General features: G+C 69.3%; 12 protein-coding genes. 4 read left to right on the top strand and 8 right to left on the bottom strand.

The genetic code is table 11. From position 1 onward, the window contains the following. Nucleotides 1–11: 11 nt before the first annotated feature. From ACFQU4_RS11545 to ACFQU4_RS11535, 3 genes are read right to left on the bottom strand one after another with little or no spacing between them, the layout of a single operon-like run. Nucleotides 12–1661 (bottom strand): ABC transporter substrate-binding protein, encoded by a 1650-nt coding sequence (locus tag ACFQU4_RS11545; RefSeq protein ID WP_377491345.1) that lies wholly within the window; start codon nucleotides 1659–1661, stop codon nucleotides 12–14. Nucleotides 1662–1683: 22 nt separating this feature from the next. Continuing rightward, nucleotides 1684–2613, bottom strand: coding sequence for a carbohydrate ABC transporter permease (locus tag ACFQU4_RS11540; protein WP_377491342.1), 930 nt, complete (start codon nucleotides 2611–2613; stop codon nucleotides 1684–1686). 4 nt (nucleotides 2614–2617) lie between these two features. Then, nucleotides 2618–3601, bottom strand: a complete 984-nt coding sequence (locus ACFQU4_RS11535) for an ABC transporter permease (RefSeq protein WP_377491339.1) — start codon at nucleotides 3599–3601, stop codon at nucleotides 2618–2620. Nucleotides 3602–3858: 257 nt separating this feature from the next. On the opposite strand from ACFQU4_RS11535, the gene ACFQU4_RS11530 reads away from it, so the two are divergent. Then, a complete protein-coding gene (locus ACFQU4_RS11530) occupies nucleotides 3859–5361 on the top strand; it encodes a SulP family inorganic anion transporter (RefSeq protein ID WP_377491336.1) in 1503 nt (500 codons plus the stop codon). A 4-nt stretch (nucleotides 5362–5365) separates the two neighbouring features. After that, nucleotides 5366–5803: a MerR family transcriptional regulator gene (locus ACFQU4_RS11525; RefSeq protein ID WP_377491333.1), complete on the top strand. Its 438-nt coding sequence runs from the start codon at nucleotides 5366–5368 to the stop codon at nucleotides 5801–5803. Here ACFQU4_RS11525 and dnaN read toward each other — a convergent pair. Then, entirely contained in the window at nucleotides 5778–6932 is a 1155-nt protein-coding gene (gene dnaN, locus ACFQU4_RS11520; RefSeq protein ID WP_377491330.1) for a DNA polymerase III subunit beta, read from the bottom strand. The genes ACFQU4_RS11525 and dnaN overlap by 26 nt on opposite strands. 110 nt (nucleotides 6933–7042) lie before the next feature. On the opposite strand from dnaN, the gene ACFQU4_RS11515 reads away from it, so the two are divergent. Together ACFQU4_RS11515 and ACFQU4_RS11510 are read left to right on the top strand one after the other, a co-directional pair. Then, a complete protein-coding gene (locus ACFQU4_RS11515) occupies nucleotides 7043–7681 on the top strand; it encodes a hypothetical protein (protein WP_377491327.1) in 639 nt (212 codons plus the stop codon). Continuing rightward, entirely contained in the window at nucleotides 7678–8307 is a 630-nt protein-coding gene (locus ACFQU4_RS11510; protein WP_377491324.1) for a hypothetical protein, read from the top strand. Before ACFQU4_RS11515 ends, ACFQU4_RS11510 begins: the two co-directional genes overlap by 4 nt. A gap of 3 nt (nucleotides 8308–8310) precedes the next feature. Here the strand turns inward: ACFQU4_RS11510 and hutI are convergent, their stop codons facing one another. The 4 genes from hutI to ACFQU4_RS11490 are packed head-to-tail and all read right to left on the bottom strand — an operon-like array spanning nucleotide 8311 to nucleotide 13395. Next, the gene (hutI, locus tag ACFQU4_RS11505; protein ID WP_377491321.1) at nucleotides 8311–9489 is read right to left on the bottom strand and encodes an imidazolonepropionase; all 1179 of its coding nucleotides are present in this window, start codon (nucleotides 9487–9489) and stop codon (nucleotides 8311–8313) included. Continuing rightward, nucleotides 9489–10820, bottom strand: coding sequence for a formimidoylglutamate deiminase (locus ACFQU4_RS11500; protein WP_377491318.1), 1332 nt, complete (start codon nucleotides 10818–10820; stop codon nucleotides 9489–9491). The genes hutI and ACFQU4_RS11500 overlap by 1 nt, the downstream gene beginning before the upstream one ends. Then, nucleotides 10817–12028: an allantoate amidohydrolase gene (locus tag ACFQU4_RS11495; protein ID WP_377491316.1), complete on the bottom strand. Its 1212-nt coding sequence runs from the start codon at nucleotides 12026–12028 to the stop codon at nucleotides 10817–10819. Before ACFQU4_RS11495 ends, ACFQU4_RS11500 begins: the two co-directional genes overlap by 4 nt. Further along, the gene (locus tag ACFQU4_RS11490; protein ID WP_377491313.1) at nucleotides 12025–13395 is read right to left on the bottom strand and encodes a purine-cytosine permease family protein; all 1371 of its coding nucleotides are present in this window, start codon (nucleotides 13393–13395) and stop codon (nucleotides 12025–12027) included. The genes ACFQU4_RS11495 and ACFQU4_RS11490 overlap by 4 nt, the downstream gene beginning before the upstream one ends. Nucleotides 13396–13440: the final 45 nt, after the last annotated feature.

Below are 13440 nucleotides of genomic sequence, written 5' to 3'. Positions count from 1 at the left end.
GGGAATCCCTTTCAACGTTTGACGCTGGACTTGTCGTAGGCCGTCTGGAGCAGCTCCAGATAGCGCGGCAGACCGAGACCCTCGAAGCCCTTGACGTAGGCATCCCAGTCGGTGTCGAGGTTCTTGGAGCCGGTGATGAACTGCAGCGAATTCTGGGCGACGTAGTTCTCGATGTTGGTCTGCAGCGTCGCCATCTCACTGGCGTCCGCCGGATCCACCCACACGCCCCAGTACGGGAAGATCGCGGCCTGGTCCTCCTTGCCCTCGTACAGCTTGGTCGCCTCCCACAACCGGCGCTCGAAGCCAGCGGAGTCGTAGATGTCCTCCGGGACCGCCAGGGCGTCGCGGAATTGCTTGGTGTTGTTGTATTGCGCGATCGCGCCCCAGCCGGTCTCCTCCTCGGTGCCCGTCTGCTTGAAGAGCGGCTTCAGATTGGGGTCGAGAGCCTTGTCCTTGGGACCGGGATCGACCCAGGCGACACCCTTCTTCCCGATATGGCCCTCCAGGTGGCCCTCGGTGGTGAAGATGTAGTCGAGCAGCTTGATCGCGGCCACCTGATCGGTCTTCGTTGCCTTGTTGGTCAGGACGAAGGTCGCGCCCGGCGCCGACGGGAAGTTGTACGCGGCGTGGGCCATTCCGGCCGGCCCGGTCACGGGCGGCACGGCGTCGTAGTCCTTGTCCCGTTCGTCCTTCTGGTCGAGACTCACGGCCTGGGCCAGGTGCAGCACGGTGGCCGAGCCGAGAATGGGCTCGCCGGCGTGGTCGCCGATCCGCAGCAGGGCCTCCCCGTTCTGGGTGAACGCGCCCTTGTCGATCAAGCCCTCGTCGTAGAGCGACTTGATGTAGCGCAGACCCTCGCGCCAGTCCTCCTTGTTGGCTTGATCATCAACGCGGCCGTTGTTGAGCACCAGGGTTCCGCGGTTGTTCCCGCTGGTGCCCTGCGGGTCGTAGATGAACGAGTTCATGAAGTACGGGATCAGGGCGTCCTGCAACGAGGCGGTGATCGGGACCTCGTCCGCCTTCCCGTTCCCGTTCGGATCCTTGGTCTTGAAGGCGCGGAGAGTCTCCCGCATCTCCTCGGTCGTGGTCGGCTGTTTCAGCCCGAGCTTCTTCAGCCAGGCCGAGTTCATCCACAGCTTGGCCTGATAGCTGCAGTGATAGCAGTCGACCCACTGCGGCAGCCCGTAGATGTTGCCGTCGGGCGCCACCGACATCGCCTTGAAGTCGGGCAGCGTGTCGAGCGCCTTCTGGATGTTCGGCGCGTGCTCGGCGATCAGGTCGTTGAGCGGCAGCGCGACACCCTGCTGGCCGAGCTTCATCAACTCCGCCGACTTGAACTGATCCACCCAGGGAATGAGCAGGAACAGATCGGGATAGTCACCGCTGGCCAGGGCGATCTGGCGCTTCTCGGCCGCCGGGCCGGCGTCGTAGGTGGTGGTCTGCCAGGTGAACTTGATGTCGAACTTCTTCTCCATCGCCTTGGTGAAGGGATTGGCGGCAAGGTTGCTGTCCGCGAGCTGCGGAGAGAACACCGAGATGTCGGCTGTGCCGCCGACCTCCTCCTGCTGCTCCGGTTGGTTCGGAGTGCAGGCCACGCCGGCCAGGGCGAGGCAGGCAGCCAGGGCGAGACCGAGTAGTGATCGGACCTGTGAACGAGACATGACGCTCCTTTGCGTGTTGGGGTCAGCCCTTGATCGCGCCGACGAGGACACCCTTGGTGAAGTGCCTCGCGACGAAGGGATAGATCAGCAGGACGGGGATGCTGGCGACGACGATCAGTGAGTACTTGAGCAGGTCGGCGAGCCGTTGCCGTTCCAGCTGCAGCGCCGGGTCGGCGATCGTGGCCTGCGTGTTCAAGATCAAGATGTTGCGGAGTACGAGTTGGAGTGGGTACAGATCGGCGTCCTTGAGGTAGATCAGGGCGTCGAAGTAGGAGTTCCACTGGGCGATCGCGTACATCAGGGCGACCACGGCGATCATCGGCTTGGAGAGCGGCAGCACGACCGACCAGAGGAACCGTAGGTCACCGCAGCCGTCCAGCTCGGCGGCCTCGGTGAGCTCGTCGGGGATGGCCGAGCGGAAGTAGGTCCGGGCGATGATCACCTGCCAGACCGCGATCGCGTTCGGGATCAGCAGCGACCACCGGGTGTTCAGCATGCCCAGCTCCTGGACCACCAGATAGGTGGGGATCAGGCCGCCGCTGAACAACATGGTGAACATGACCAGGACCATGATCACGTTGCGCCCCATGAATCCCTTCCGGGACAACGGGTAGGCGATGGCGATGGTCAGGCCGGTGCTGATCACAGTGCCGGCAACGGTGTAGAACAGCGAGTTCCCGTAGCCGGTCAGGATCTGCGGGTTCGACAGGACGGCCTGGTAACCGGCGAGGGAGAAGTCCACCGGCGACAGGAAGACCTGTCCGGAGGACACCGCCTCAGGGCTGGAGAAGGAACTGCTGAGGATGTGCAGCAGTGGTGCCACGACGGCTATGACGGCGACGCCGAGCAGGATGTAGATGGCGATCAGGAAGACGAAGTCGACCCGGGATTCCTTGATCCGCCGCGGTTCCCGCCGAAGCCGTTCCTCGGCGATGGTCATGGTGGTGTTCATGGCGTCACCACAGCCCGCTGCCGCTGAGCCGCCGCGCGACGGCGTTGACGACGAGGAGCAGGGCCAGATTGATCAACGAGTTGAACAGGCCGACCGCGGTCGCGATTCCGAAGTCGGCGTTGAGCAGCCCGGTCTTGTAGACGTAGGTCGCGATGATCTCCGACTCGGACAGATTCAGCGGATTCTGCATCAGGAAGGCCTTCTCGAAGCCGACCGCCATGATGCTGCCGACACTCAGGATCAGGATGATCATCGCCGTCGGCATGATGCTCGGCAGGTCGACGTGCCAGATCCGGCGCAGTCGCGAAGCACCGTCGACTCGGGCCGACTCGTAGAGCGCCGGATCCACCGCGGACAGCGCGGCGAGATAGATCACGGCCGCGTACCCTGCGGTCTGCCAGACGTCGGACCACACATAGATGTGGCGGAAATAGTTCGGGTCGCCGAGCAGGTCCGGTGCGTCGACGCCGAAGAACCCGAAGGCCTTGGTGACCAGCCCCAGCCTCGGCGCGGTCAGCAGAATGAGCATCGAGACGATCACCACGGTGGAGATGAAGTACGGCGCGTAGGTGACCAGTTGCACGGTCTTGCGGAACCAGCGGTGCCGGACCTCGTTGAGCATCAGCGCCAGCAGCAGGGGGAGTGGGAAGCCGGCCAGGATCGCGTACCCGGAGAGCAGCAGAGTGTTCTTGATCAAGGTCCAGAAGATCGGGTTCCGGAAGAAGAGTTCGAAGTTCTTCAGTCCGATCCAGGGGCTGTCCCAGATCCCCTTGACCACGCTGTAGTTCTTGAAGGCGATCACGATGTTGGACATCGGAACGTACTTGAACACCACGAAGTAGAGCAGCGGCGGGATGATCAGCAGATACAGCTGCCAGTGCCGGCGGAGGCTCTTCCGCCAGCGGAAGGCCAGGGACTGCCGGCGGGTGGTGATCTGCCGGGTCAGTGCGGGTTGCTCCACCGCGACGGAGTGTTCGACCGTCCTCACCTGTGCCTCCTTGCACGTCGGGTGATCAGGTTGCACAAACGTTTGGGCAACCAGCCAGGTATAACCATAAACATCTGATGACTCGTTGGCAAGGTCTCGCGGGAACGGGCAGGTCAGCCGGGTTGGACGGTAAATCTCCCCTCACGTTAGGGTTGCTTCTGGTCATGAGTTCTCGCGCTCGACGACGCGCGGTTCCGGGGATGCATCACCGAGGTTCTGTCCACAAGTCGTCCCTTCCCATCGATCGGGGTCACCGGATGTCGTCCGTCGCGCCTGCCCAGCTCGAGTCCACATCGGTCCTGGCCGCCCTGCGGTCGCCCCGTCGGCTGCGGACGGAGGTGCTGGCCGGGCTGGTCGTCGCGCTGGCGCTGATCCCGGAGGCGATCTCGTTCTCGATCATCGCCGGCGTGGATCCGCGGGTCGGCCTGTTCGCGTCGTTCACGATGGCGGTGACGATCGCGATCGTCGGCGGCCGGCCGGCGATGATCTCGGCGGCGACCGGGGCGGTGGCGCTGGTGGTGGCCCCGGTGGTTCGTGATCATGGACTGGACTACCTGGTGGTGACCGTGCTGCTGGCCGGTGTGTTCCAGATCGGGCTGAGCCTGTTGGGGGTGGCCAAGCTGATGCGGTTCATCCCGCGCAGCGTCATGGTCGGCTTCGTGAACGCGCTGGCGATCTTGATCTTCATGGCTCAGCTGCCGCACCTGATCGGGGTTCCCTGGGCGGTCTATCCGATGGTCGCGGTCGGGATCGCGATCATGGTGTTCCTGCCGCGCTTCACCCGGGTCGTCCCGGCGCCGCTGGTCGCGATCGTCGTGCTCAGCGTGTTCGCCGTGCTGGCCGGGGTCGACGTGCCGACGGTCGGCGACGAGGGGGCGCTCCCGGACAGCCTTCCCTCGCTCTTCCTGCCCCAGGTTCCACTCACCCTCGAAACGCTGCAGATCGTCGCGCCGTACGCCTTCGCCGTGGCCCTGGTCGGGCTGCTGGAGTCGCTGATGACGGCCAAGCTCGTCGACGACATCACCGAGACCCGCAGCTCCAAGACCAGGGAGGGCCTGGGCCAGGGGGTAGCGAACCTCGTCACCGGGCTGTTCGGCGGCATGGGCGGCTGCGCGATGATCGGCCAGACCATGATCAACGTCAAGGTGTCCGGGGCGCGGACGCGGATCTCGACCTTCCTGGCCGGCGGCTTCCTGCTCGTCCTGGTGGTCGTGCTCGGCGACATCGTCGCCCTGATCCCGATGGCGGCGCTGGTCGCGGTCATGATCATGGTGACGGTCGGCACGATGGACTGGCACAGCGTCGATCCGCGCACGCTGCGCACCATGCCGCTCAGTGCGACTGCGATCATGGCCACCACGGTCGTGGTCACCGTGGTGACGCACAACCTCGCGGCCGGGGTCATCCTCGGCGTGATCGTGGCGTGCCTGCTGTTCGCCCGCCGGATCGCGCACTTCACCGAGGTCGTCGAGGTGGCGCACCCGGACGAGAACACCCGGGTGTACGCGGTCAAGGGCGCGCTCTTCTTCGCCTCCAGCAACGACCTCGTCTACCAGTTCGACTACGCCGGCGACCCCGAGAACGTGATCATCGACCTCAGTGAGTCGCAGATCTACGACTCGTCGACCGTCGCCGCGCTGGACGCGATCGAACTGAAGTACCGCCAGCGCGGCAAGCGGGTCGAGGTGATCGGGCTCAACGAACCCAGCCGCGCCTGGCACTCCAGGCTGACCGGCAAGCTCCGGGCCGGGGCACACTAGCCCCATGCCCGATCACCCGTACGACAGCGAACCGGCGGCCGGCTCCGAACGGCCGGTGCAGGTCGGGGTGGTGGCCGAACGGCTCGGCCTGTCGATCAGGACGCTGCACCACTGGGACGAGACCGGCCTGGTCGTGCCGTCCGCCCGCAGCGCCGGCGGCTTCCGGCTCTACACCGAGGACGACATCGCCCGGCTGATCACCGTACGGCGGATGAAGCCGCTCGGGTTCACCCTGGACGAGATGAAGGGACTGCTCAGGGCGCTGGCGACCCTGGACCGCGCCGACGCGGACCCGGACGAACAGGCCGAGGCCCGTGCCTACGTGACCGCCTGCCACGACCGGGCCAGGGCCAGTTGCGACGAGCTGCGCCGCAAGCTGGGCTGGGCCGAGGAGTTCCGCGACCTGCTGGCCGACGTCAGTTACCCAGCCGGAGCGTCTTGATCAGGTGCCGGTAGCCGGTCTCCGGATTTCCTTCCAGGTCGGCGATTCCGGTGACCAGGCACTGCCGCTGCCGTTCCGTGATCGCCAGTTCGACGTACGGGGTATCGACCACCGACAGAGCGTCCAGCAGGTAACCGGGGTTGAAGCCGGCCAGGCCGATCCGGTCCTCGGACAGGAACTCGTTCACCGTCGGCAGCGTCACGCTGGACCGCCCGGCCGTCGCCGAGGCCGCCGTGAGCGAGCAGTGTTGATCATCGACGAGGAGGCGCAGCGGGGTGTTCCGCTCCAGGACCAGCGCCGCTCGCCGTACCGCCTCGCGCAGTTCGGCCGTCGCGACCCGGACCGTGGTGTCCGGGGACACCTGCAGCAACGGACCGAAGTCCGGGTAGGCGCCGTCGATCAGCCGCGACGTCTGCCACACCTCGCCGGACCGGCTGCGGCCCCCGAACGACACGGTGGGCACGCCGGTCGGGTCTGGGTCGAAGCCGAGGTCGACCCGGCTGCCGGCGAGCAGGCCACGGGTCACGGTGCCGAGCCCGCGGGCCGGCACCAGCAACTGGGCCTTGGCCTGCGGATCGGCCGGCTCCCAGGCCAGGGTGCGGACGGCCATCCGGTAGCGGTCGGTGGCCATCAGGGTCAGCTCGGCGCCGTCGATGTCGATCAGCACACCGGTGAAGATCGGCAGCAGTTCGTCCCGGCCGGCCGCGATCACCGCCTGGTGCACCGCCCGGTCGAAGTCGGCCAGCTCCACCGAACCGGACACCGCCGGCGCCTCGGGCAGCGCGGGATAGTCGGCGACCGGCAGCGTCTGCAGGACGAACGAGGTGCCCTCGCCGGTCAGCTCGGCCTCACTGCCCTCCGCGGTGATCGCGACCGTGCCGGCCGGGAACGCCCCGGCGATCTCGGCGAGCAGCCGACCGGGCACCAGCACGCTGCCGGGGCGGAGCACCTCGGCGGGCACGCTGACCCGGACCGACGACTCGTAGTCGAAGCCGGACAGGGTGACGGCGCCGGCGCCGGACTCGATCAGCATGCCCGCCAGGATCGGGGTGGTCGGCCGGTTGGGGACGACTCGGGCCACGGACGGCGCGGCCTCGGCCAGCGCGGCGGCGTCGACAACGATGTGCACCCCCCGGACAATAGTGCTTGCCGGTGCGTCGAGTGTGCGGGGGAGCAGACTCCCGGCTGTGCGGACGAGGTTGCCGTCCCTCCTTGCACGCCAGCGAATACGCTTGCGCCATGTCCGCACCCAAGGCGCGCTCGCCGAAGCCGCTGCCGACACCACGGCTGCCCTGGCAGCCGCCGTTGCCGGTCCTGATCATCGCGATCGCCCTGCCGGCGGTGGCGGGAGTCCTGCTGGCGTGGGCGAACAGCGTTCCCGGGTCGCAGGTGATCATGGGCGTGATCGGGGTCGGGCTGAGCCTGGTCTCCGCCTCCTTCCTGGTGATCAACGGGATCATCTGCTTCGCCCGGCGGACCCTGGTGCCGGCGGTGATCATCGGCGCCGTCGTCCTGGTCGGGCTGTTCGTCTTCGCCGAGTCCGGGGCGCCGCTGCGGGCCCGGTTCGAGCTGCACCGGTCCGCGTTCGACGCCGTCGCCGGCCAGCCGCAGCCGCCGAAGGAAGGAGTCTGGCAGGGCCCCTGCCCGACCCGGATCGGCAACTTCCCGATCAGCCGGTGCTCGGCGATCGGCACCGGTTTCCTCTATTACGAGCCGGAGGGCGGACTGCTCAACGGAGCCGGCTTCGCCTATCTCCCGGACGGGCCGGAGGGGGCCCAGCGTCCGCAGGCCGACGATCCGACGGCGGACCTGTCCGGTCCGATCGTCTACCGGCCGCTGGCCGGCGGCTGGTACTCCTTCATCGATCCGGCCTGGTGATCATGGAACCTGAGTTCTCCGACGAGTCCGCCGCTGCGGTACGGCGAGCCGGGGAGCGCCTGCAGGAGGCGCTCGGCACACAGATCGAGCTCGCCGCCCGGGCCCGGCAGGACACCGACCTGGCCGACCTGGACGACGCCGCGGAGGCGGTCCGCGAACTGCTGGCCGACTACGCGCAGGTGCTGCTCGACCACTGCGGCGATCCCGCGCCGTTCGAGGACAGTGTGGACGAGCCCGAGCCGGATCCCGGCGACGACGAGGACACCACCTTGATCAGCCGGCTGGCCCGGACCGACTTCATGATCGTCGACGAGCCGGCGCTGCTGGCCGACGGCGCCCGCGCCGGAGCGGAATCCGGCGCGGCACCCCCGCCGGTGCTCGACCCGGCCCCGATGAGCGTGGCGCGGGCGATCCGGCTGATCCTGGCCTCCGACGGGCCGGACGGCCTGTGGCGCGCGGCCGGCGTCCGGCCGCTGTGGTCGGAGACGATCATCCTGAAGCCGGACCCGGTGGAGATCGACGACGAGGACGAGCTGGACGACGAGGAGGAGCCGGACGATCCGCTGTCGATCTTCGACGTCGACGGCGAGATCATCAGCACCGAGAGCGAGCAGTTCTTCCGCTGAGCCTCAGAGGTCCATGGCTCGGGTCAGCGCCATCCCGGGCGAGTAGGCCAGGTGCAGGTACGACGGCGCATCGATCACCGCGACGTCGGCCCGGCGGCCGATCATGATCGCGCCGATGTCGGTGCGGCGCAGGGCCTTGGCGCCGCCGGCGGTCGCGGCCAGCAGCGCCTCGGCCGGGGTCAGCCCCAGCTCGCGTACGGCGAGGGCGATCATGAACGGCATCGACGACGAGTGGCAGGTGCCCGGGTTACAGTCGGACGCCAGCGCTATCGAGACGCCGGCGTCGACCAGCCGGCGGCCGTCCGGGTACGGGGAGCGGGTGGCGAACTCCACTCCCGGCAGCAGGGTGGCCACCGTCGTGTCCGCGGCTCCGGCCAGCGCGTCCACGTCGGCCTCAGTCAGGTAGGTGCAGTGATCGACACTGGCGGCGCCGAGTTCGACCGCCAGCCGGACTCCGGGCCCGGGGCCGAGCTGGTTCCCGTGCACCCGCAGCTCCAGGCCGGCCGCGGCCCCGGCGGTCAAGATCATCCGGGACTCCTCGGCGGTGAACGCGTGCGGCGAGTTGGGCTCGCAGAACACGTCGATCCAGCGCGCGTACGGGGCCGCGGCGGCCAGCATCGGCCCGCGTACCAGGTCGACGTAACCGGCCCGGTTCGCAGCCAGTTCCGCGGGCACGACGTGACCGCCGAGGAACGTCGTCTCCACGGTGAACTCGCGGGCCAGCCGGAGCGCCCGTACCTCCTCCTCGACGGTCAGCCCGTACCCGCTCTTGATCTCCAGCGTGGTGCTGCCCTGGGCGCGCGCCGCCGCGACCCGCCCGGCGATCAGGGTCCGAAGTCGATCATCGTCGGCCGCCCTGGTCGCCGCCACGGTGGTGCCGATCCCGCCACCGTCGTAGCGTGACCCGGTCATCCGCGCGGCGAACTCCTCGGCCCGGTCGCCGGCGAACACCAGGTGGGTGTGGCTGTCGACGAAGCCCGGGATCACGGTCCGGCCGGCGCAGTCGATCATGGTGTCGGCGGCCGGCGCCTGAGCGGCCGGGCCGATCCAGGTGATCACCCCGCCCTCGGCCACCACCGCCTGGTCGTGACGGAGACCGAGTCCGTCCGGCCCGTCGCCGTCGCAGGTGACCAGCTGGCCGATCCCGGTGATCAAGGTCGCGTGCTTCGGGGTGGTCCTCATCAGGCGTCCTCCCACAGGCGGTCGAGGATGGTCAGGTCCGGGGTGACCTGGACCGGGAGCCCGTCGGCCACGATGGTACGGCCGCCGACGACGACCCGCCGGACGTCGGCCGCGGTGGCGGCGTAGCAGAGTTGGTCCGGTCGGCTGCCGGCGGTCCGGATCGACGACGGGTCGACGACGACGAGGTCGCACCGCTGCCCGGCCGCGATCGTGCCGCCGTCGGACCAGCCCAGGCTCCGGTAGCCGGCCGCGGTCGCGGCGGTGATCAACTCCTCGGTGCCGAACCGGCCCCGCTCGCCGGTGCGCAGCCGTTCGTGCAGTTCCAGGCCGCGCAGTTCCTCGAACGGGTCGATCACGGCGTGCTGATCGGTACCGAGCGCGAGCGGCGCCCCGGCGTCGGCGAGCTCCCGGGCCGGACCGATGCCGTCGGCCAGATCCCGTTCGGTGGTGGGGCAGAAGCACGCGCAGGTCCCGGAGCCGCCGAGCCGGGCGCGGTCGTCGGCGGTCAGGTGCGTCGCATGCACGACCGTGGTCCGCGGCCCGAGCAGACCATGATCATCGAGCAGCCGGGCCGGGGTCCGGCCGTAGTGGGCGAGGCAGGCCTCGTTCTCGGCCGGCTGCTCGCTGAGGTGGACGTGCAGCGGCAGCTCCGGGAACGCCGCGCCGATGGCGCCGAGGTCCGCGGCCGGGACGGCGCGCACCGAGTGCGCCGCAATCCCGATCCTGGTCAGCCCGGCCGGTTCGGTCTCGGTGGCGATCAGGTCGGCGACCCGGCCGGACCAATGGTCGACGTCGCCGTCGGAGAACCGCCGCTGGACCGGATCCGGCGGCCGGTGTCCGGAGTCGTCCAGCCCGCCGGCGAGGTAGCAGGTGTCCAGCAGAGTGATCCGCAGGCCGACCTCGCGGGCCGCCTCGAGCAGGGCCCGGCCCATCGCGTTCGGGTCGGCGTAGCGCCGGCCTTCGTGATCATCGTGCAGGTAGTGGAACTCGCCGACCACCGTGAAGCCGGCCAGGGCCAGCTCCGTGTAGCAGGCGCGGGCCAGCTCCAGCAGGCTGTCCGGGTCGAGCCGGCCGGCGAGGGCGTACATCTTCTCCCGCCAGGTCCAGAAGCTGCCCCGCCCCGACTGGGTCCGGCCGCGCAGGGCCCGGTGGAACGCGTGCGAATGGGCGTTCGCGAAGCCCGGGAACACCATGCCGGTCAGGCGTTCGTCGCCCGGCTCGGGTTCGGCGCCGGTGATCACCGACGTGAACCGGCCGTCGGCCTCGGTGAGCCGGACCCGTTCGGCCCAGCCGTCCGGCAACCACGCGTGCTCGGCCCAGTAGTTGATCATGAGTCGCTCGCGAGGTCGGCCAGCACCGAGGCCAGCGCGTCGACACCGGCCTCGCAGTCGTCCGGCTCGGCCCATTCGGCGGGGGAGTGGGACACCCCGGTCGGGTTCCGGACGAAGATCATCGCCGTCGGGATGCCCGCCCGGGACAGGATCCCGGCGTCGTGACCGGCGCCGGTGCCGAGGATCGGGACGGGCCGGTCCGCCGGCCCGAGCAGTACGGCGAGCCGGGTGGCCAGGTCCGGGTCGAACCGGGTGACCGGGGTCCAGGACTCCTCGCTGATCACGCCGCCGTCGGCCGCCGCGGACGCGGCCAGGTCCGCCAGCGCTGCCCGTACCGCATCCTCGGCCGGGCCGCGCGCATCCAGCCAGGCGGTCGCCGCCGACGGGATCGCGTTCACCCCGCCCGGCACCACCCGGGTCTTGCCGACCGTGGCGAGGCAGCCGTTCCGTTCCGCGGCGGTACGGGCGGCGAGGACCAGCCGGGCCAGCCCGAGCATGGCGTCGGACCGGTCGGCCAGCGCGGTCGTGCCGGCATGATCGGCGACGCCCGGGAAGTCGAACCGCCACCGGCCGTGCGGCCAGATGTCGCTGCCGACGCCGACCGGCGCGCCGAGGTCGACCAGTCCCTTGCCCTGCTCGACATGGAGCTCGACGAAGGTGCCGATCCGGCCCAGCGCCTCCGGATCCGGACCAAGATCATCCGGACGTCGTCCGCTGGCTCGCAGGGCTTCGGCCAGGGTGATCCCGTCAGCGTCGGCGAGGCCGAGCGCCCGGTCCGCCGCCAGCTCGCCGGTGATCACCCGGGATCCCGCGCAGGCGACGCCGAACCTGGCACCCTCCTCGTCGACGAAGCGCACCACGCCGATCGGCCGGTCCGGCACGAAGCCACGCTCCCGCAGCCGGTCCACGGCGAGCAGCGCGCTGACCACGCCGAGCGGGCCGTCGAACGCGCCGCCGTCCGGGACGCTGTCCAGGTGCGATCCGGTCACCACGGCCCGGCCGGGCGCCGCGTCCGGATCGCCCCACCAGGCCCACTGGTTGCCGGCCCGGTCCTCGGTCACCGGGAGCCCGCGGGCCGCGCACTCGGCCGCGAACCAGGATCCGAGTTCATGATCATCACGGGTCCAGGCGTAGCGCCGGTAACCGCCCGAGCCAGGGTTCTGCCCGACCTTCTCGATCTCGGTCAGCAGGTCGCTCGTCGTGCTCACGCGTCCTCCCGTACGGTCCGGGGCCGGGCCAGCAGGTAGTAGAGCAGGCCGGTGATCACCAGGCCGACCATCCAGGAGATGTCGGCGCCGCCGAGCAGCTCGGTGATCGGACCGGTGTACAGCTTCTGGGCCAGGAAGGGGATCTGGACCACGACCCCGACGCCGTAGCAGGCCAGGGCCCGCACGTTCCACCGGCCGTAGCGTCCGTCCGGATCGTAGAGCGCGTCGACGTCGACCTTCTCCTTGGAGATCAGGTAGAAGTCGATCAGGTTGATCGCGCTCCACGGCGTGAACACCATCAGCAGCACCAGCACGAAGTTCTTGAAGTTGTCCAGGAAGTCGGCCGACGCGGCCAGGGCGATGATCACCGAGACCGCGATGAACGCGGCGATGTAGACGGTCCGGGCCCGGCGGCTGATCGCCGCGGTGCCGGTGAACCCGGCCACCGTGGTCAGCGCACACATGAAGCCGCCGTACGCGTTCAGGCTGTTCACGGTGAGCTTGCCGCTGACGATCACCAGGTAGATCGCGATCGCGGCCAGCCCGGGCCCGGCCACCGAACCGAGGAAGCCGACCTGATCGGCCAGGAACGACTTCCCGTCCCGGGCCGGCAGCGTGGCCACCAGGGCGCCGAGGGTCATCGACCACTGGGAGCCGATCACGCTGCCCAGCAAGGTGTACGTGAAGGTGGTCCGCGGCTTGGTGGTCCGGGGCAGATAGCGGCTGTAGTCGGCGACGTACGGGCCGAAGGTGAGCTGCCAGCCGGCCCCGAGGGCGACGCTCAGCAGGAACGGCGGCCAGGCGAACTGCGCACTCCCGATCAGCCCGCCGAGGTCGACGCTGCGCAGGATCTGCACGGTCAGGAAGCCGAAGCCGAGGATCCCGAGGACCGTGGCGATCCGGCCCATCCGGTGGATCACCTTGTAGCCGAGCAGGGCGATCAGCAGGGTCAGCAGGCCGAAGATCACGATCCCGACCCATGGTGCCGAGACGCCGACGATCTGGTTGATCGCCTGGCCGGACAGCACGGTGCCGGTCGCCGCGAAACCGAGATACATGACGATCACCAGCAGCAGTGGGATCGCGGCCCCGAGGACGCCGAACTGGGCCCGGCTGCTGATCATCTGCGGCAGCCCGAGCAGCGGGCCCTGGGCGGAGTGCAACGCCATCACGGCGCCGCCGAGCAGGTTGCCGATCAGCAGTCCGACGATCGCCCAGATCGGGTCGGCGCCGAAGACCACCGCGAGTGCGCCGTCGACCACCGCGGTGATCTGCGTGGTGGCACCGAACCACAGGGTGAACTGACTGACCGGGGTGCCGTGCCGTTCCTCGTCCGGGACGACCTCGATCGACCTGGTCTCGATCATCCCGGTTGCTCCGTGCCCTGAGCTCGTCGAAGGGCCCTGACCCGT

Source organism: Microlunatus sp. GCM10028923 (assembly GCF_042666975.1).
Classification (GTDB): Bacteria; Actinomycetota; Actinomycetes; order Propionibacteriales; family Propionibacteriaceae; genus Microlunatus.
This window is presented reverse-complemented; position numbering and strand designations above follow the sequence as displayed.